Source organism: Streptomyces sp. NBC_00984, assembly GCF_045162475.1.
In the GTDB taxonomy this organism is placed as follows: Bacteria; Actinomycetota; Actinomycetes; order Streptomycetales; family Streptomycetaceae; genus Streptomyces.
On record NZ_CP108735.1, the window covers coordinates 54291 to 72340 of the forward strand.

15 protein-coding genes and 2 pseudogenes are annotated in these 18050 nt (G+C 68.3%); 8 read left to right on the forward strand and 9 right to left on the reverse strand.

Going from position 1 to position 18050, the window contains the following annotated elements:
* Positions 1-6 precede the first annotated feature (6 nt).
* The 5 genes from OG520_RS39970 to OG520_RS39990 form a co-directional block, all read right to left on the reverse strand.
* Positions 7-2319 carry a TniQ family protein gene (locus OG520_RS39970; protein WP_331747693.1) on the reverse strand — a complete coding sequence of 771 codons (2313 nt, stop codon included), beginning with the start codon at positions 2317-2319 and terminating at the stop codon, positions 7-9.
* On the reverse strand, positions 2316-3446 hold the full coding sequence (locus OG520_RS39975) for an AAA family ATPase (protein WP_331747695.1): 1131 nt from the start codon (positions 3444-3446) through the stop codon (positions 2316-2318). Before OG520_RS39975 ends, OG520_RS39970 begins: the two co-directional genes overlap by 4 nt.
* A complete protein-coding gene (locus OG520_RS39980) occupies positions 3443-5572 on the reverse strand; it encodes a Mu transposase C-terminal domain-containing protein (protein WP_331747698.1) in 2130 nt (709 codons plus the stop codon). The genes OG520_RS39975 and OG520_RS39980 overlap by 4 nt, the downstream gene beginning before the upstream one ends.
* Positions 5569-6351 (reverse strand): TnsA-like heteromeric transposase endonuclease subunit, encoded by a 783-nt coding sequence (locus tag OG520_RS39985; protein ID WP_331747700.1) that lies wholly within the window; start codon positions 6349-6351, stop codon positions 5569-5571. Before OG520_RS39985 ends, OG520_RS39980 begins: the two co-directional genes overlap by 4 nt.
* 187 nt (positions 6352-6538) lie before the next feature.
* Entirely contained in the window at positions 6539-6844 is a 306-nt protein-coding gene (locus tag OG520_RS39990) for a hypothetical protein (protein ID WP_331749617.1), read from the reverse strand.
* Between the two features lie 32 nt (positions 6845-6876).
* Here OG520_RS39990 and OG520_RS39995 point away from each other — a divergent pair, with 32 nt between their 5' ends.
* Positions 6877-7170 carry a hypothetical protein gene (locus OG520_RS39995; protein ID WP_331747703.1) on the forward strand — a complete coding sequence of 98 codons (294 nt, stop codon included), beginning with the start codon at positions 6877-6879 and terminating at the stop codon, positions 7168-7170.
* 139 nt (positions 7171-7309) lie between these two features.
* On the opposite strand, the gene OG520_RS40000 is transcribed toward OG520_RS39995, so the two are convergent.
* Positions 7310-8848 (reverse strand): protein kinase domain-containing protein, encoded by a 1539-nt coding sequence (locus OG520_RS40000; RefSeq protein WP_406016697.1) that lies wholly within the window; start codon positions 8846-8848, stop codon positions 7310-7312.
* Positions 8849-9096: 248 nt separating this feature from the next.
* Between OG520_RS40000 and OG520_RS40005 the strand changes: the two genes are divergently transcribed.
* The 5 genes and pseudogenes from OG520_RS40005 to OG520_RS40025 all read left to right on the forward strand — a co-directional run bounded on the left by OG520_RS40005 (position 9097) and on the right by OG520_RS40025 (position 12725).
* Positions 9097-9474 (forward strand): nuclear transport factor 2 family protein, encoded by a 378-nt coding sequence (locus OG520_RS40005; RefSeq protein WP_024757633.1) that lies wholly within the window; start codon positions 9097-9099, stop codon positions 9472-9474.
* 415 nt (positions 9475-9889) lie between these two features.
* A pseudogene (gene istA, locus OG520_RS40010) lies at positions 9890-10996 on the forward strand (IS21 family transposase); the annotation flags it as partial.
* A 185-nt stretch (positions 10997-11181) separates the two neighbouring features.
* Positions 11182-11838 (forward strand): class I SAM-dependent methyltransferase, encoded by a 657-nt coding sequence (locus tag OG520_RS40015; RefSeq protein WP_331747761.1) that lies wholly within the window; start codon positions 11182-11184, stop codon positions 11836-11838.
* 135 nt (positions 11839-11973) lie between these two features.
* Positions 11974-12291, forward strand: a complete 318-nt coding sequence (locus OG520_RS40020) for a transposase (protein ID WP_329202944.1) — start codon at positions 11974-11976, stop codon at positions 12289-12291.
* Entirely contained in the window at positions 12288-12725 is a 438-nt protein-coding gene (locus OG520_RS40025; protein ID WP_331747763.1) for an IS3 family transposase, read from the forward strand. The genes OG520_RS40020 and OG520_RS40025 overlap by 4 nt, the downstream gene beginning before the upstream one ends.
* 236 nt (positions 12726-12961) lie before the next feature.
* Here OG520_RS40025 and OG520_RS40030 read toward each other — a convergent pair whose 3' ends face one another.
* The gene (locus tag OG520_RS40030) at positions 12962-14383 is read right to left on the reverse strand and encodes a transposase (protein ID WP_331748014.1); all 1422 of its coding nucleotides are present in this window, start codon (positions 14381-14383) and stop codon (positions 12962-12964) included.
* A 132-nt stretch (positions 14384-14515) separates the two neighbouring features.
* Positions 14516-15706 (reverse strand): annotated as a pseudogene (locus tag OG520_RS40035) (IS4 family transposase); the annotation flags it as partial.
* 49 nt (positions 15707-15755) lie between these two features.
* On the opposite strand from OG520_RS40035, the gene OG520_RS40040 reads away from it, so the two are divergent.
* Positions 15756-16229: a DDE-type integrase/transposase/recombinase gene (locus tag OG520_RS40040; protein WP_331749485.1), complete on the forward strand. Its 474-nt coding sequence runs from the start codon at positions 15756-15758 to the stop codon at positions 16227-16229.
* A 152-nt stretch (positions 16230-16381) separates the two neighbouring features.
* On the forward strand, positions 16382-17788 hold the full coding sequence (locus OG520_RS40045) for an IS4 family transposase (RefSeq protein ID WP_331747765.1): 1407 nt from the start codon (positions 16382-16384) through the stop codon (positions 17786-17788).
* On the opposite strand, the gene OG520_RS40050 is transcribed toward OG520_RS40045, so the two are convergent.
* On the reverse strand, positions 17777-17959 hold the full coding sequence (locus OG520_RS40050) for a transposase domain-containing protein (protein WP_406016698.1): 183 nt from the start codon (positions 17957-17959) through the stop codon (positions 17777-17779). The two genes, OG520_RS40045 and OG520_RS40050, sit on opposite strands and share 12 nt — an antisense overlap.
* Positions 17960-18050: the final 91 nt, after the last annotated feature.

Here is an 18050-nt window from a genome sequence, read left to right on the forward strand (position 1 = left end):
GGCCGGTCAGCCCTTCCGGGCGGGCCGGCGACCGGGCAGGTCATGTCGTCGGCCCAGGTAGCTGATCATTCCGAGTGAGAAGCCGGTCTCCTCCGCGAGTTCGCGGCAGGTGCGTCCAGCGGCGCGTTGGTCGCGGAGCCAGTCGAGATCGATCTGGCGCCAGCGGGTCGCTTTGCCGTCGCGCTTCATGCCGTATTCGCGGACGAGGACCTTGATGGCTTCCTCATTCACGCCGGCTTGATCCGCGATCCACTTCAGCGTGCGGTATTCGTCGAGGTACAAGCGTGCGAATTTGTCCCTGGGGAGCTCTGCGCGAGCCCGTCGGACAGTGGCTCCTCTCTCCCACTTCGCGCTCTTCGCCTTTGCGGGAGGGGCTGGCCGCTCTTGCAGGACGAAGCGGACGGCGTCATGGCTGACGCCGAGGCGGCGGGCGGCCTGTGCTGTTGTCAGGCGTTCGTCCCTGATGAGCCGGTGCAGCATGCCGGGGTCGATGTCCCGCAGGTCGCAGCCGGGCAACTTGAGATCGCGAACGATGTCTGCCGGGGGCTGCCAGGAGACAGGTTCGTCGCGGATTCCCTGCCGGGTGAGGAAGTCGGCTGCGTGTTCTTCGAGTTGGCTCATCAGCGCCGGGGTGAGATCTGTTTCGAAGGTCCGCAGCATGGTCCGCAGCTCCTGGGTGCTGGGTGTGTAGGCGGCCGGGGCGAGAGTCGCGGGGGATCCGCTGAGTCGCTCGAACAGCAGCGCTCGGGCGAACTGGTGGCGCCGTACTCCGCCGGCGTCGAATTCGATGTCCCGGCAGAGCTGCTTCCAGGTGTCCAACGGCAGCAGGTCACGGTAGTCGACCGCGCGGCGGCGGTCGTAGTCGATCGGTGATCCCTCCTGGTCAAGGTAGTCCGCCAGCGCGGACAGGCCGAGACTGATGGGGTCGAAGTGGCCCCGTTTCATGAGCCTGAACGTCATGTGAGAGCCCAGCCTGTCTTCTACCGGTGCGTGAAGGCGACGGGCCGCCGCGGCGAAGTCCCTTGTGCCCCCAATCAGCAGGAGGTAGCACGACAGCGCCGGACGGATCGTGCGCGACAGGGCTCCTTCAAGGGGACTGAGCCGGGCGGACCAGGCTGGCCAGAGTTGAGTCGGAACCTGGCGGGCCCGCTCTGCGACCTGCGCTGCCGCCGAGCGGCCGGGCCTGCGGGGCATCCGGTCCATCGTGCGGTAACGCAGCTGATCAGTGCCCTTGAGGCGGGGGGCCAGCGTTGCCAGGTGGATCGCGTCGAAGACCGGGCTGGTGTGACTCCACCGGTGCACGACCTTGAGCGGCATGGCGCCGTCGGTGTCGCCGATCAGGTGGCGAAGAGCGGATCCGGCCGTGTGGGCATCGTCTTGCCCGAGGATGTGCAGGGCCGCGCTGACGGCCAGAGCGGCGGTCGCGGCCCGCCGTGGAGCCAGACGGCCCGGCAGGGTCTCCACGGCGGGGTCGAAGGACCACCGTTTTCCGGGCACGGGGTGCTGATGCGCCGGCAGGGCCTCGGGCGGGACGAAGTCCACCAGCCGTTCAGGGACGCGGCGAAGGAGGACGCAGGCCAGGGCTCGAAGGTCGCCGAACAGCGCAAGACTGGGCTGGGGCTTGTCCTGGTAGACGCCGAAGTCGGCCTGCCCGGAAGTGATCGCGTTCTCGATGAGCCTTTGGGCTGCGATCACCGATCCCTGCGCGGTGAGCTCGATGGCGTCGGCCTCCTCGAGCGGCTGACCGCACCGCGCTGCCCGCGGGGAGTCGCCCTGCGCCGGGCTGTGGCAGTGCCCCGGAGTAAGAGGGTGCCGGGTGGTCGCCGGGAAGTGCCGTGGCGTACGGCTGCAACGCGGGCACGCGTCGACCAACAGCAGATGGTGATCCAGGCAGGCGAAGGACCAGCCGAGTCTCCATCTCAGCAGCCATCTGCCGCCGTTGTCGGCCAGGCAGGCCGGGCAGTAGCGGGAACCGCGGGCCCGTCCCCAGACATGCCGCGCCGCGACCCGGCGCCGCCTGGGATCGATCACGTGGACCCGCCGGTCGTAGCGGGCCAGGGTCATGGCGTGTACCTCCATCGGGGTGACGCCGGCGGACCAGGCGGCTGTCGCCGCCTGGTCCGCCTCGAGGAGGGTGACGAGGTGCCCGAGGATGCCCGAGCTCACCGGCCTGGACGGGCTGCGCGGCAGCAGGCCCATCGAGGTCAGAACGTCGCCGGTGGTGGTGCCCAGCCGGTGGGCGATCGCCTCCCACCAGGAGTCGAGTGCCTCGCCCGGGTGCGGGGCCAGGCGGATCGGCAGGGTCCGCGCGTGCGTCACCGGCGAACCGCCTGACGACGGGGCCGTCGGGAGCGCTGGCCCTTCAGGAGATTGCGTACGTCGTCCTGGGCCAGGTGGGCCGCCTGGTCGATCTTGACGCGGCTGAGCAGTTCCTCGTCGAGATGCTCGGCGCCGGTGCGGACGGCTCGCTGGCAGCCGCGGTTGATGAGGGTCATCAGCGAGCCGATGTGGCCGCTGGAGCGGATGAAGAGGTAGTCGAACAGGTCGTCGGCAAGCATCCCTTGGTATTTGCCGCTGAGCACCAGGCGCTTCTCCAGGGCCAGCAGCAGCTGCCGCCACTCGGCGCGGCCCTGGTCGCTCTTGAGCTCGAAGGTCCGCATGTCCAGGCGGGTCGTGCGCCGGCCCGTCTGGGCCAGGACCGCGTTGTCGTAGGTCTCGCCCTCGGAGAACAGGCCACGCGCGGCCAGGCCGACGCCGACGAACAGCAAGGTGACCGGGAACTCGTTCGCGATGTACTTGAAGTGGTTGCTCACCTCGACACCGCCGGTCGCCCTCCACCGGAGGAAGTGCAGATCGTCGACGATCAAGAGCTTCACATCACACGAGAGCACGCAGTCCAGGGCCCGCTGGGCGAACTGGGCCGTGGTGCCGGTGGTGCGGCCGGGGTGGCCGAAGAACTCCAGCATCGCCCGGTTGAAGTCCTTCATCCCGGTGTTGCCGGTCAGCCCGACCCGGCAGACGGGGAGCCGTTCGTGCCCGCCGGCGGTGAACGCGCCGCCCTCGGCGATCTCCCGGCGGTGGAAGTCCCGGGCGAAGGCCAACACCGCGGTGGTCTTGCCGAGCCCGGGGAAGGCGTCCACCGCGACGGCGCCCTTGGCCTTGTCGCCGTCCTGGAGGTTGCTGTCGACGATGTCCCACAAGTCCTCGTGCAGCTCGGCCAGCTGCGGGGTGCGCAACGGACCGAGGTTCGCGTGCCACAGTCGCCGGGCCTGGTCGTACTCGGCCCGCGCCCGCTCGCCCAGCGCCAAATACGCACTGCACGGCAGCAGTTCGGGCTGGACACGCGCCTCCGCGTCCGCGAACGCCGCCCAGCCCTCCTTGCGGGACAGCGTCAGCGCGTCCAGACGGTGGGAGTCCCCCGGCGTCCACGTACTGTCTCTGTTCACGCGTCCTCCAGGGCGTCGGTGTAGAAGTCGCTGTCGTCTTCCAGCTCCACCAGCTCGGCGTCAACAGCCACGTCGTCGTCGCCCGCCTCGGCCGCGGCCTCGGACGCTGTCTGCGGCTCTGCCGCGTCGGGCAGGTCCATCAGGCGCCTCACGCTCGGCAGCGTGGCGACGCTCTCCTCGGGCTCGGGCAGGTCCAACACCGCCTGTTCCCGGGCGAGCCGCAGCGCCATCCGGCGTTCGACCAGCGTGGTGCCCAGGCCGAGGTTCCACCGCTCGAACAGGTCACGGACGGCGGCCTTGTCGTCCGGGAACCGGTCCCTGGCCGCGGCCAGGCGGCGGGCGAACTGCAGTGCCTCCTCGCTCACCGGCATGTCCCGACCCGGTGCGTGCTCCCAGCCCAGCGCATGCCACCTGCGGCTCGCAGGATCGCGGAAGTAGACCGCGTTGATGTCGTCCGGGTTCACCGCGATCGGCCACTTGCCGTCCCGCTCATCGCTGAGCAGCCCGCGGTAGGGGTCCAGGGCGGCGCCGTTGTAGCGGCGCGCGTCCAGGTCGATACCGTAGTGCTGGATCTTCCGCCGTTCCACTCGCAGGAACTCAAACGCCAGGTCCGGATCGCGCGGGACCTCGATGTAGCCGGCCCTGTTCAGGCCGTGCTCGAACATCGCCGCGGGCGACATCCGCAGCCCCGGCACCCCGGGATCGATCAGACTGGTGTGTGGCCTCACGTGATACACGCAGGCCACCCACTCGCGGATGATCGCCTCAAGTTCGTGGAGGAAGAAGAACGCCTCCCCCTCCGGGCGCTCGCCGCGAGAGTGCAGATCGGGCCCCTTGTAGCCTGGCAGGCCCTGCAGCAGGTCCTCGCGCAGGGTCAGAAAGAATCTCTCCAGCGGGCCCTTGTCCCGGCCCGTCCGGAGCCTCGCTGGCTGCACCGATATCCCCAACCGGCGGCAGACGCTGGTCAGATGCTCCGAGACGAACACCTTGCCGTGGTCGACCAGCACCGTCTCCGGCACCAGCGCGGGCGACGCCGCCAAGCGCATCGGCCCCTCAAGCGCCGTGGCGTCGACCAGCACCGACCGCGGGATGCCGTGCTCGGGCCAGACCGCGTGTGCCGGCCAGTCCGCTCCCGCGGGCCGGGGGCGGAACGCCTGGTAGAGGGCGACGCTGGCATCGACGGCCTTCGTCGACACCGGGGTGATCCTGATCCCGCAGATGCAGCGGGTGTACCAGTCCATCGCGACCGTCAGCTCCGCCTGCAGCCACTGCAGCGTGACCGGGTCCAGCGCGAACACGTCCAGACGGTTGGTGTCCATCAGCAAGTACTCGCCCGGCCGAGTCGGCCGCAACTTGCCGTAGACCCCGCCGGGCCGGGCAGCGATGTCCCGGTTCCGCTTCGTACTCAGCCGGAACGTCGGATGACGCCGCTCCAGGTCCTCCAGGAGGCGGTAGGCCGTCGCCCGGCTGGGCAGGTCCTCCTCATCGAACCCCCTGGCCAGCAGCCGGGCCCGGGTCCGCTCGATGACCATCTTCCTCGACGGCTTGGACTGGCCCGTGTGCTCGACCATCACCTCCAGTGCAGCCTCCGACCACACCTCCGCGTTCCGGTGCCCCGAACGCGGCCCGCTGCGGGCCGGCACCAGGCCCGCCTCACCGTCCCGGCGAAAAGCCGACACCCACCGCTTCACCGTCCGCGCGGCTACCTCGAGCTCGGCCGCCTTCGCCACGTACCGGCTCTCCATCGGCTCGCCCGCCACGTAGGCGGCGCGAGGCTCCCCCGCCGCCGCAAGTTCCTCGCTGCCGCTGCGGAACCCGGTGAGCACCTCCCTCACGTGCGCGGCCCGCTCCAGTACCCGCTCGCGCTCCGCGGTATCCAGCTGGTCCAGCACCACCGCGGCCACGTCCTGCGGGTCGTCGGAGGCCGGTCCCGGCCCGTCCGGAATGACGCGGGCACGGTCCGAGAGCAGCAGTTCCTTGATGGCCAGCCGCAGCAGCCGTCCCCGCCCGTCCTTGAGGACCACCTCGCCGCCAGCCTGCATGCTGGCGAGCTCCACCACCTCGACGACCTCGCCGTCGTAGGAGAAGCGGGTCCCCACTCCCACTCGCACCGCCGCCCGGTTCACGACGCGCTCCTCAGCACGCTTCGGGCACTGAGCGGAACGCTCAGGTCGGTCAGCCACTGCTGCTTCCATAGCAGATGCAACACCGCGGCCCGCACCAGCGGCGCCGGACGTTCCGGCAGGCAGGCGAACGCCTCCCCCAGCGTCTCCCCGTCCACGACCCGGTCGCGTACGTCGTCGAGGATCGCCGGATCGAAGAGCCGAACCGGCGATGGCTCCTCGTCCACCGTCTCGTCGCATTCCTCCTCGAGCAGGTCCCATTCGAACAGCCAGTCGCGGCGGTAGCCCGCCAGGAAGCGGACGTTGGCCAGCTCGGCGTCCGGCGGCTCGCTCCACACCTCGTAGCGCCAGCCCTTCGACTCCACCGCTGATCGCGTCCAGGCGAAGGTGAACGCATGCTCCGGCCTGGCCACCCGATGTCGCGGCTTGACGTCCACCACCAGCGGGCCCTCGCCGGTGACCAGCAGGTAGTCCGGGATGTGCCGGCGCAGCGCACCGTTCACCTCGGCCCTCAGCAAGAAGGGCTGAGCCACGATCGCCGACACGTCCCGGTCGAAATCCGCGTAGAGCAACCGCGCCAGCTCCAGCCGCGACTCGTAGATCACATGATCCGACTGCGTACTCGACCAGTACGAACCCGAGTAGTGCTTCTGCCCCATGTACCAGCGGAACGTCCGCCACGGCTGGGCCGCGGACAGCATCTCCACCGGCACCGACTCCCAGGCGAGGCCCTCGCGGACCTCGTCCTCGGCAAGCCGGACACACACCTCTACATCCACCATCCGCCCCCAGTGCCCGTGTAACTGACATTGATCGCAGGACAGTTACACGGGCACTGGAGTACGAATGATCACACGCGCTTTCGATCACTCGAAAGGGTGATCATTCCAAGCTGGGCATCTCAGCGTCGCGTCATAAGTGCTACTCAGAGGTCATCGCTCGCGAGAACATGACGCAGATTCTGAGTACCTACATGATGTACCGGGCGAGGTTGAGCTCCGGGGCGTTGAACTGCTCGCGGACGCCCTCGCCCCACAGCACGCTCTGCGTGCCCTCCCACTTGACCAGGCCGGGGTTGACCCCGAGCTTGAAGCCGCCGGGCAGCGGTTTGCCCTCCCGGTAGGGCAGGAAGTCCAGCGGGCGCCGTCGGCCGCGCTGGAGCAGTGGTGGGCTACCTCCGGCATCACCCCGTGCGCAGCGAGCCCGGGGGGCCGGGGGTGCGGGCGGCCGACACGGCCGCGCTCCTGCGGCACGAACCCGGCGAAACCCCGACATCAGTCCTGCTGACCGAGCTCGGCGAAAGCATCATGCAGCAGCTGCTGCCCGCCCAGGCCGGAATCCACGACGGCATGCCCGACCACGAACTCGCAGCCGCGGCAGAGAAGATGCGCACCGACCCGACCGTCCAGGTCTCCAGAGTCCTCCTGGAGACACTCAAGGCCCTCGCCCCGACCGCGACAGCGAACCAGGCCGAGATCATCGCCCGGTCCCTCATCAGCTATCTCGTCTCCATCAGCGACGCCACCGAGGACGACGTGCTGCCGCTGCTCAACACGCTGCGCCAAGCCGCGCTCCAGCGCTGCGGAGACCAAGACACCTGACCAGTGCCCGACTCCACCGTCTGCCGGGCCCATCAGCACGCCGCCGGGGCGTCGAAAAGGGGGGACCTGCAGAAGGAACCGCCCAGCGGCAACGCCGCCGAGCCAGCCGGTGCCCCGGCTGCTTCCTCGGACAAGCCCTTCAGAAGAGCCCCTGGCCGGCGGCGGTGGGTAACCCATCGGCGCCGACGTAGGACGCGAGTTTGTGCCTGCTGTAACGAGTGGCGGAGTGGTTCGCGCCCAGGACCCGCGCCCGGTCCACGACCACTCCGGCCATCAACCGCGCAGCCTCCGCGTGGTCCCCAGTGTCGTAGACGAATTCCGCGTGCAGGTGCCGGCTCCAGAGGGTGGACTTGTGGTTGGGGCCGAGAACCCGCGCCCGATCCAGGGCATTCTGCGCCAACAACCGCGCCGCCTCCGCATAATCGCCGCCCTTGCCGAGAAAGAGCGCGTGCAGTTGTCCACTTCGAAGAGTCTCTTCGTGGTCGGGACCGAGGATCCGCGTCCGGTCCGCGACCACCCCGGCCATCAGCCGCGCCGCCTCCGCGGACTCCCCGGCGATGTCGAGGTAGAACGCACGCATGTGGCGGCTCTGAACGGTGTCAGGATGGTCCGGGCCGAGGACCCTAGCCTGGTCAACCGCCAGCTGTTCCATCAGCCGCGCCGCAGCCGACGGATCCAGATCGCGCTCGGTCTCCCGCACACGGGTGTATCGAAGAGTTAGCTCCTCATGGGTCGGGGAAACCTCCCCGACCCGCTGCGGACCCCAGCCGGGGAGGCGGTGACGGGGTAGGAGCAGGGTCACGGGAGTGGGCCAGGGGGTTCCGTTCGGCCACTGCTCGGGCGGGCCCCAAGACGCGGTGATGGCCTGAAGGACCTCGGGCGACGTGGGCCGATCGGACGGATCCTTGGTCAGGCAGGCGGCCACCAGGCCGCGGAGCGGCGCGGGGATGCCGTCCAGCCGAGCGTCGCTGCGGACGATGCGGTGCAGCATGGCCAGCGGCGGGCCCTCGCCGAACGGGCTCTGCCCGGTGGCGGCGAAGGCGAGCACGATGCCGAGCGTGAACACGTCGCTGCTGGGGCCCTGTTCGGCGGCCTCAACCTGTTCGGGCGACATGAATCCGGGGGTGCCGATGACCACGCTGTCCGGGGTCAGGGAGGCACAGTCGAGGGCGCGGGCGATACCGAAGTCGATCACTCGCGGGCCGTCGGCGGCCAGCAGCACGTTGGCCGGCTTCAAATCGCGGTGGACCACCCCGGCGGTGTGGATGTCGTGCAGGCCCTCGGAGAGTCCGGCGGCCAGCGGCCACAGCGACTCCAGAGGGAACGGTCCAGCTTTGGCCACCGCCTCGGCGAGGCTCGGCCCAGGCACGTACACGGTCGCCAGCCACGGCGTTTCGTCGTCCGGCCCGGCGCCCACGAGCGGGGCGGTGAAGGCGCCGCTCACCGCCCGGATCGCGGTTACCTCATGGGCGAACCGCCTCCGGAAGTTTGCCTGGTGCGCCAGGTGCTCGTGGACCGCCTTGACCGCCACCGGCCTGCCGGACGGCGATCGCCCCAGGAAGACCCGGCCCATCCCGCCCTGACCCAGCCGCGCTCGCAGCATGTAGGAGCCGATCCGCCGCGGGTCACCTGTGCCTAAATCCTCCATGACCGCCCCCGATTCAATACGCTCATACAACCGGTTTGCGTTGTCCCGCGATCGTAGCGGCGAGAGTTGGGACGTGGACAGCCGTGGCGGGATCACGGCAGGTAGTCAACGGGGTGTTGGCCTGTCGGGAAGCCGATGGGGAGAGTCGATAGCCGTGGTAGCGGAGGGTCCTCGCGCTTCGATACCACGGCTAGTGCTGTGACCGGGATGGTTCACCGTGGTCGGGAGACGGCTCACGGGACGAGCGCAGTCCGCGAGGCGACTGGTATTACTGGTGCATGCAAGAAGAGACCGCGCGGTCCGCGATCGACACGTTCATCTCCGCGTTCAACGCCTCGGACGACAGCTATGTGACTGCGCTGCTCTCCCAGGCCCTGACCTCGGACGTGGTCTTCTGGGGACCGTTGGGCCGCAGTGAGGGGATCGAGGCGGTCGAGCGGTTCGTGCTGGACATCCGGCGCCACCCCGCGGGGACCGGCACGATGGTGCGCTGTTCGGCGGTGGACATGCCGGACGAGTGGGCCCGGTACCAGTGGGTCTTCACGACGCCGGATGGAGGCCCCCGCCTGGCGGGAACGGACGTCGTCCATCTGCGGCGGAGCCTCATCGACCAGGTCATCGTCTTCGCGGGGGAGATCGAGCCGTCCGCCTCCTGAGTCATCCTCCTCTGGCGCCGTCCTTCTCCTGAACCGGCCCCGTTCGGGGCTCCGGGTCTGCCCAGCCGAGATCATCTTCACAACGCTTCGGTCGTCCGCGCTTGGCCACGAGCGGACCGATGATGCGCTGTGGCTGTGTAAGAAGCTGTTGTCTTTCCGGGTGTGATTGGCGTGTTTCCGCTGGTTGCGGATAGGTGCGTAAGACTCGTGGGAGTAGTGGCCTGTCAGGTCGTCGTTCCCCGGGAGGTCTCGAATGCCGTCAGTCGTTGGACTACTGGAACAGCACGAGCTTGTTGCTCGGCATCGGGTCGATGGCCTGCGTGAGGAGGCCTGTCGGCGTACATGTGAACGCGCATAGCCGCGTACGGATGAACGTACAGAGTTCTTGATGCGCTGAGAGTCGGCCCCCGGCATTCTGCTGCCTGTTGTCCAGGGTTGCAGAGAGGGGTGGGCCAAGGTCTTGGACCCGCAGCGCTGGCTGGAGCTCCGGCGCTTCCGCGGCCTGGTGGAGTCCGGGGCGATGAGCCTGTCGGAGGTCGCCAAGGAGACCGGGCTGAACTGGCGAACGGTCAGCAAGTACCTGTCTGCTGACTCGTCTGCGCCGCCGCGCCGGACGGCGAGTGGTCAGCCGCGCAGGCGGGTGGTCGACGAGGTTGCTCCGCTGATCGACGCGGTGCTGCGGGCCAAGGTCCTGATGAAGGCCGCGGTGATTCATGAGCGGTTGGCCACGGAGTACGGGTTCACCGGGAACTACCAGCGGGTCAAGCTCTACGTGCAGGAGGCCCGCCCGCGGATCGCGGAGGAACTGGGGATCGCCCCACGGGAGTTGGCGGGGATGCACCGCAGGTTCGAGGTGATCCCGGGTGCTCAGGCTCAGGTGGACTGGGGCGATGAGGGAAAGGTCCTCGCTCATCTGGGCATTCCGAAGGTCTACTCCTTCCACATGGTGCTGTCGTACTCGCGTGATCCGTTCTGCTGCTTCACCACCAGCCTGGACCTGCAGGCGTTCTTCGACTGCCACCGGCGGGCATTTGCGCACTTCAACGGGGTGCCGATGACGATCGTCTACGACCGGACCAAGACGGTCGTGCGCCGTCACGTCGCCCCGGGTGAGGCGGTTCCGCTGCATCCGGAGGCGGTCGGCTTTGCCGGCCACTACGACTTCGACATCGATGTGCTGGCCGCCTACCGGCCCCAGGGCAAGGGCCGCGTCGAACGCCAGGTGCTGATCGTCCGCGACCACGTTCTCTCCGGCCGGGCCTTCTCCTGCGTCGAGGAGATGGATGCCGCGTTCGCCGCCTGGGTGCCGCAGCGGCGGGCTCAGATCCACAAGACGCATCGCGAGGTGATCGGGCATCGTGCCGCCCGGGACCACGCAGCTCTCAAGCCGCTGCCGCCAACGCCGTTTTTGGTGGCCGAGCGTCATCTGCGGCCGGCCGGCAAGGACTGCCTGGTCGCTTTCGGCGGGAACCTCTACTCGGTCCCGGCCCGTAAGGTCCGACCGCGTCAGCTGGTGGAGATCGGCGGATTCTAAGGATCATCGCAACACGTGATCGCCGTTGTGTGATGGCGAGCAGTCTAGAGAGCCGCTCGGCCAGGTATCCCGGCCGAGCGGCTGACGGTCGTTCCAGGCCGGGTGCCCCGGCCGGATCAGACTTGTCTCGGTCGTGGTTTCGCAGGCGACCGAGGGACTGATGGACTCACGCCATGACGACATTGCTGCCCCGCATCATGCGAGCACTTGAGCAGTTCCATGCCACCCACCCCTGGGACCACAACGCCCACTACCACCGGTGGATTCTTCGCCAGCTCCCCAAACGTTTCAACAGGGCTCTGGATGTCGGATCAGGCAGCGGTGACCTCGCCAGACTCCTGGCCTCACGGGCCGGAGCAGTGCACGGTATCGACGTCGATCCCACGATCGTCGATCGCGCGCGGGAGCTCACAGACGCCGCCGCCCCGGTGACCTTCACTGTTGGGGACGCATTGAAGAAGGTGCCGTCTGGCCCCTACGACGTCATCACATGTGTCGCCACCATCCACCACATACCGTTCAGCGACGCCCTCACCTGCTTCCGTCAGCATCTGTCGCCGGGTGGAACCCTGGTCGTCGTCGGCGTTTATCGCCCGCAGTCCCTGAGCGATTACCTGATCGACGCCGTGGCCATTCCTGCGAACGTCGCCATGGCCTGGATCAAGAACAAGGGACGCAAGGCGCCGCGACCAGCCTCAATGACCGCCCCGACCCGACCGGCGGTTATGACCTTTGCGGACATCGTTCGCGACGCCCACCAGGCGCTACCCGGTGCACGGTTGCACCGACGACTGTTTTGGCGCTACATGCTGGTCTGGCACCGGCACTAGGAGGTCAGCCTCAGAGCTTGGCCTGGGGCCAAAGGCACCGTGCGGAAGGCCCCATGCGCTGTCAGCATTGAACCTTCCCCTTGATCGTGGACACCTGGAGACTGGGACGTGAGAGCCCAGAGGAAGCAGTGCCAGGTGGGAAGCAAGTACACGAAGCGGTACTCGGAGGAGTACAAGCGGGACGCGATCGAACTCGTGCGGTCGTCGGGACGGACGGTGACCGAGGTCGCCCGGGAGCTCGGGGTCAGTTCGGAGTCACTGCGGGGCTGGGTGAAGAAGGCCCGCGCTGCCCAGGACACCGGATCGGGACCTGGTTCCGTGCGAGCGGGGCGGGCCGCCGACGATCGGGACGAGGAGCTGAAGCGGCTGCGGAAGCTGACCGCCGAGCAGGCGAAGACGATCGAGATCCTGAAAAAAGCGACTGCCTTCTTCGTGAAGGAGAGCGACCGGTGAGCAAGATATGCCGGTTCATCCACGCGGAGAAGGCGAACTATGCGGTCACGCTGCTGTGCAAGGTGATGAGGACCGCCCGCTCCACGTACTACGCGTGGGTGGCCGGGCGGCAGGCCCGCGAGGCGCGGCGGCAGGCGGATGAGGCCCTGGCCCACGAGATCACGGTGATCCACCTGGCTTCCCGGCGGAACTACGGCGTCCCGCGCGTCACCGCCGAACTGCGCCGGCAGGGCCGACTGGTCAACCGCAAGCGGGTGGAGCGGGTCATGCGGGAGCACGGCATCGCCGGGCACAGCCGGCGCACCGGACGCCGCGGCCTGACCAAGGCCGACACCAGGGCCGCCCCGTCGCCGGATCTGATCGGCCGGGACTTCACCGCGACCCGCCCCGGTACGAAGATCGTCGGGGACATCACCTACATCCAATACCGGTGATTTAGGTGTTCTTCTGGCGTCTGCTGGCGGGTTTGGTGGGCGGGATGAGTGTGATTGCTGCTGCGGGTGGTCGGGGTGGGTTGCGGTGGTGGGTGTGTTTGAGGTGCCAGTTGGCCATCTTGCGTTTGATGACACGGGGGTTGGAGCGTTGCCTGCGGGGTGGCAGGAGTCGTTCCAGCAGCTCACGGTTGGTGTGGGTCAGGGCTCGACTGAGCTTGCGATTTTAGCTTCTGTCGTCACTCTGTGTGTTTACTGGTGGTCCGTTCGCTCTTGCGGTAGGGCGGTCGCTTGGATTTCGGGCGGTTCTTCGAGCCTTTCGGGCGGCCTGGGCCGGGGCGGGTGGGTTTCGGCGAGTCGGCGGGTGTGCCGATGCGTGCGCGGAGTCGGCGGAAGCCGAGGCGGACCTTGTAGGGGCTGAGGGACTTACCCGGGTCCGGTCTTGGGTGCCAGGGGCGGCGCAGGTCGTCCACGAGGTGGCGGGCGAGGCGTAGTTGGGCGTAGGCGCCCATGGCCAGGGACACCCACCGGTCGGTGGCTGCCGCCGAGCTCAGGTGCGCGCTGGCCAGCCCGAGATAGGACTTGGCGAAGCGGTGGAAGTGCTCCTGGTCGAAGCGCCGCAGGTAGGCCTTCCAGAGCAGGTCCGGGTCGGCCGGAACGGGGCCGGCGTGCCACAGCCACAGGTCCTTGGGTGGCTTGCGGCCGTCGGGCAGGTGGTCGACGACCACTTGCAGGACCGTGCCGCGCACGATCGGCAACTGCTTGTCCCGCGGCCAGTTGGCCCAGCGGCCGGTGCTGCCGAGTTTTTGGTGCAGTCCGCTCCAGGCGCGGACGGTCACGGTGCCGTACAGCTCGGACTCCACGGTGCGTTCGAAGTCGGGGGCGTGTCGTTTGGCGGGGTCGGAACAGGAGAACTCCGCGCCGTGGCGCGGCGGCGCGCCCATCTGGCCCGGTCGCCGGGGCGGGGGGTCGAGGTAGAAGACCCGGGTGGCGCGCAGCCGGACCAGCAGTTGCACGTCATGGCCGGCCAGGGCGTGGGTGAGGTCGGTTGCGTAGTTCCCAGCGTCGAGCAGGACCAGCGGCGGCGGGTCGCCGGGCTGCCACTTCCCGGTCGCGGTCAGGTCTTTGAGCAGCCCGGTGATCTGGTCGATCGTGACGTCGGTGTGCTCCTCGCCGGGCCGCAGTCGGCGTGCCTCGATGGGGTCGACCCAGGAGGAGGACCCCCACTGGATGCCGACGAGCAGGCTGTAGGGCCAGCCGGGCAGCCAGCGATCCCCTCCCTTGCCGCGGACCTGCACCATCGTCCGCTCGTCGGCGTACTCGGCGTCGGGGCGCGCGTGCGGAGTGGTGTCGATCGCGAACATCAGCGGCTCGCCTGCCCTGGCCGGGGCCGACAGGCCGATCAGCAGGTGCCGCAAGCGGCTACTGCTTATCTGGCCATGGGCCAGGGCGTCGTAGACAGAGCCGTGTCGTCGGCGGAACTCCGGCTCCAAGGACAGCTCTACCGGTGATCGCACCGGGCCCTGCGCGCACAGCATCGCGTCCGCCAACTCGAACAGGGCATCCCCGCGGCGGGTGAAGCAGGCATGGAGACCCGCACGGAACCTGGATAACTCGGACAACGCCTCGACGCGGGCAGGGCTGTCTTGCAGACTGTCCATCACGGCCTTCTGGTGCAGCTGGATCTCTGGCGAGAACCCAGCGTCACCCGAAGGCCGTTCCCATGTCCGGCGAACAGCAGAACCCCAACCTAAACGATCTTCGCGTCCTAAAATCGCAAGCTGAGTCGTGAGGGGGGAAAGTGCCGCCTGGTCGGTGACGTGGCGGCGGGCGATGCGAAGGGTGCGGGTGAAGGACAGTCTGTCGGGGTCGAGGCCGGCTTGGTGAGCGGTGTGGTGCATGACGTCCCGGAGTGCGTGGTGGACAAGAAGGAAGCCGTAGATTTCCTGCTCGACGCCATCGGGGTACTGGGAGCGCAGGACGAGGCGGTGTCCGCCCTGATGGGTCTTGATCTCGTCCAGGGTGTTCTCGATCTCCCAGCGTTGATGGTAGAGGCCCGCCAGGTCGGCCGCAGGGGCCTCCTGCGGGTTGCAGATGGTCGTGATCAGCCGGTAGACCGTGTCGTCGTCACGGCCGAGGGTGTACTCGATGACGCGGACCCGGACCGGGTCCCGGTGCTTGCGGTCGCCTGCCGCAACGATCTCGGACAGGTAGGAGCCGTCGTCGAAGGCTTCGAGGACCGGGAGCACGATGTTCTTCCGGACGCGCCACAACAGGTCCGCGCCCGTGTCCGAGGCGGCCCGCCACAGCTCGAAGCCGGTGATGCCGCGGTCGGCCATCAGCAGCATTCCCGGCTCGAGCCGGCCCAGCAGGGCGGGAATCAACTGCTGTTCATGAACCGACAGCGGGCCGGTCGCCGCGGCGAACACCGCGTGTGTCCCGCACTCCACCAGCGCAGCAACCCTCACCTGCGGGTAGGCACTGCGCTGCTGTCCCCGGCCCGAGCCGGGACGGCCGAAGGAAGCGCTGTTCGCCCCGGTGTCCGGCACATCGAAGACCGTGCCGTCCACCGCAACCAGACGCCACCGCCGATACCAGGCACCAGCAGTGTCCGGGGCGGCCACCGGCCGGCACACTCGCGCGAACAGCACCTTCAACGGCTCCGGCCCCAACCGCCGACGGGCCCGGCCGATCGCCGCTGTCGTCGGCACCCGCCACGGCTTCTCCCACCGCCGCACCCGCTCCAGCCCCTGCGTCAGCAGCCGGGCCACCTCCTCATAGCCCTGCCCGGAGAACAGACACATCGCGAGCACGAAATAGACCACCACCCGGGCCGGCAACAGCCGCGACCGCTGTTCCAGACGCCCACACCCAACAACCACCTCATCCACCAACTCGGGCGGGAACACCCGCGTCAGCACACCCAGAGCGATCCGGTCCGACAACCGCTCACCCGACGACTTCACCTGTCCAGGCCTTGGCACACCACACCCAACGACCCACCACCAACAAAGTCACCGGTATTGCACCTACATCCCCACCGCCGAGGGCTGGCTCTACCTCGCCGCGTGGCTGGACCTGGCGACCCGGGAGGTGATCGGCTACTCGATGGCCGACCACCATCGTGCCGAACTCGTTGTCGATGCCCTGGACATGGCTGCCACGCTGGGCCGCCTGGAGCCCGGCTGCGTGATCCACAGCGACCGCGGATCGGAATACACCTCCGGCCAACTCCGCATGAAAGTCGGCGAGTTGGAGTGTCGGCAAAGCATGGGGCGGACCGGCAGCTGCTTCGACAACGCCGCCGCGGAGAGTTTCTGGGCCGTGCTCAAAGAGGAGATCGGCACCCGCTTCTGGCCCGACCGGGCCACCGCCCGCACCGACATCTTCGACTTCGTCGAGACCTTCTACAACAGACGCCGTCTGCGCAAGCACATCCACTGGGGCTACCTCACGCCCCACGAGACGCGCCTGCGCCACCAACAGGATCAGGCCCTCGCGGCGTAACGACGACGTGTCCAAGATCACGGGGAAACTGCATAGCCAACACCGTTGCGTTTGGCCCCTGAGCTGTACGTCAAGCCCTGCTGAACAGCGCAACGGGACCACCTGATAGATCAACGATCGGCGAAGAAAGTCGGTCAAGGTCAGGGGTCCCGTTGCAGGAGAAGTCTGTCATCACGTCCACGATCGAGACAGCCCGGGGTGTTTTCGCGCCGGGTCATCTGGGGGAGTTGACCCAGATCGTGGACTTCGCGCTGGTGGACGCGGTGCTGGAGGAGACCGGTCGGCGCGAGAAGCGCCTGCGGCTGCTGCCTTCGCGGGTGGTGGTGTACTTCGTGCTCGCTCTCGCACTGTTCGAACACCGCTCGTACCGCACGGTGTGGTCCAAGCTGACCACCGCCCTGACCGCGCTGGCCCTGGTGCATCCTGCGGTCTCCTCGCTGACGCGGGCCAGGCGCAGGGTGGGGGCTGCACCTCTGCGGCGTCTGTTCGAGACGCTTGCCGGGCCCGTCGCCCGCCCCGGGCAGGCCGGGTCCTTCTACCGGGGCCTGCGCACGGTGGCTGTCGACGGGACCCTGCTGCACACCCCCGACGACGAGACGCTCACCTGGCGCTACCCCAAGCGGGCCGCGGAGAGTCTGGAGTTCGGCTATCCGCTCCTGCGGCTGCTGGCCCTGGTCGAGTGCGGCACCCGCGCGCTCATAGCCGCCGCCTTCGGACCGGAGTCCGAGGGTGAACTCCCCTATGCCAAGCGGCTTCTGACCGCCCTGGACAAGACGATGCTCCTGCTGGCCGACGCGGCCTTCGACGGCAACGAGTTCCTTGATGCCGTCCATCAGAGTGGGGCCCGGTTCCTGGTGCGCTCCGGGGCCCGCCGCGTCCCCACCCCCGCCGAGCACCTGGGCGACGGCTCCTACATCGCCCGCATCGGCTACGGCGTCCTGCGGGTACTGCTGCCGGTGCGCGTGATCGAGGCGACCCTCACCGTCACCTTGGCCGATGGCACCGTCCGCACCGAGCAGTGGCGGCTGATCACAAATCTGCTGGACCCCGTCCGTTTTCCGGCCGCCGAGCTCGTTGATCTCTATCACCGCAGGTGGCAGGCGGAAACTACGTATTTTTCGATCAAGGCCACGATGCTCGACGGCCGCGTCCTGCGCTCCCGCAGCATTGATGGCCTCGACCAGGAGGTCTACGCCCTGCTCACCGCCTACCAGGCTCTGATCCGTGCCGGCGACGACGCCCTGACCGGACGGCCGGAAGTACCCATGGAACGGATCAGTTTCACCGTCCTACTGGCCGCCGCAACCGACACCGTCACCGCCGGCCTTGGAATCTTCCCCGGCACCCTCATCGACCTGGTCGGCACGATCGGCCACGCCGCCCTGGGCGACCTCCTGCCCGCCCACCGACGGCAACGAGTGAAGGCCCGCACACGCAAGAACCCCACCAGCAAGTACGGCCCGAACGCCGGACAGCACCCCCAGAAGGCCCAGAACTACACCGTCCACACCACCGTTGCATTCTTCGCCCACGGCCTCAGCAGCCGCTCACGGCCCTAACGCAACGGTGTTGACTTCATAGCTCTGCCCCGAGAACAGGCACATCGCCAGCACGAAGTAGACCACCAACCGGGCCGGCAACAGCCGGTTCCGCTGCTGCACCCGGCCCGTCTCCGCCAGCACCTCGTCCACAAGCGACTGAGGAAACGCCTGCGTCAGCACCCCGACCACGACCCGGTCCGACAACCGCTCACCAAATGACTTCAACTGACCCGCTCTTGGCATACCAACAACAACGACCGAATTCCCCCTAAGCTACCGG

Coding starts and splice junctions, on each gene's coding strand:
- OG520_RS39985 (WP_331747700.1), bottom strand. CDS start 6,351: ATGGTGGATGTAGAGGTGTGTGTCCGGCTTGCCGAGGACGAGGTCCGC.
- OG520_RS39990 (WP_331749617.1), bottom strand. CDS start 6,844: ATGTCGGGGTTTCGCCGGGTTCGTGCCGCAGGAGCGCGGCCGTGTCGG.
- OG520_RS40015 (WP_331747761.1), top strand. CDS start 11,182: ATGACGACATTGCTGCCCCGCATCATGCGAGCACTTGAGCAGTTCCAT.
- OG520_RS40005 (WP_024757633.1), top strand. CDS start 9,097: ATGCAAGAAGAGACCGCGCGGTCCGCGATCGACACGTTCATCTCCGCG.
- OG520_RS39995 (WP_331747703.1), top strand. CDS start 6,877: ATGCAGCAGCTGCTGCCCGCCCAGGCCGGAATCCACGACGGCATGCCC.
- OG520_RS40030 (WP_331748014.1), bottom strand. CDS start 14,383: ATGGACAGTCTGCAAGACAGCCCTGCCCGCGTCGAGGCGTTGTCCGAG.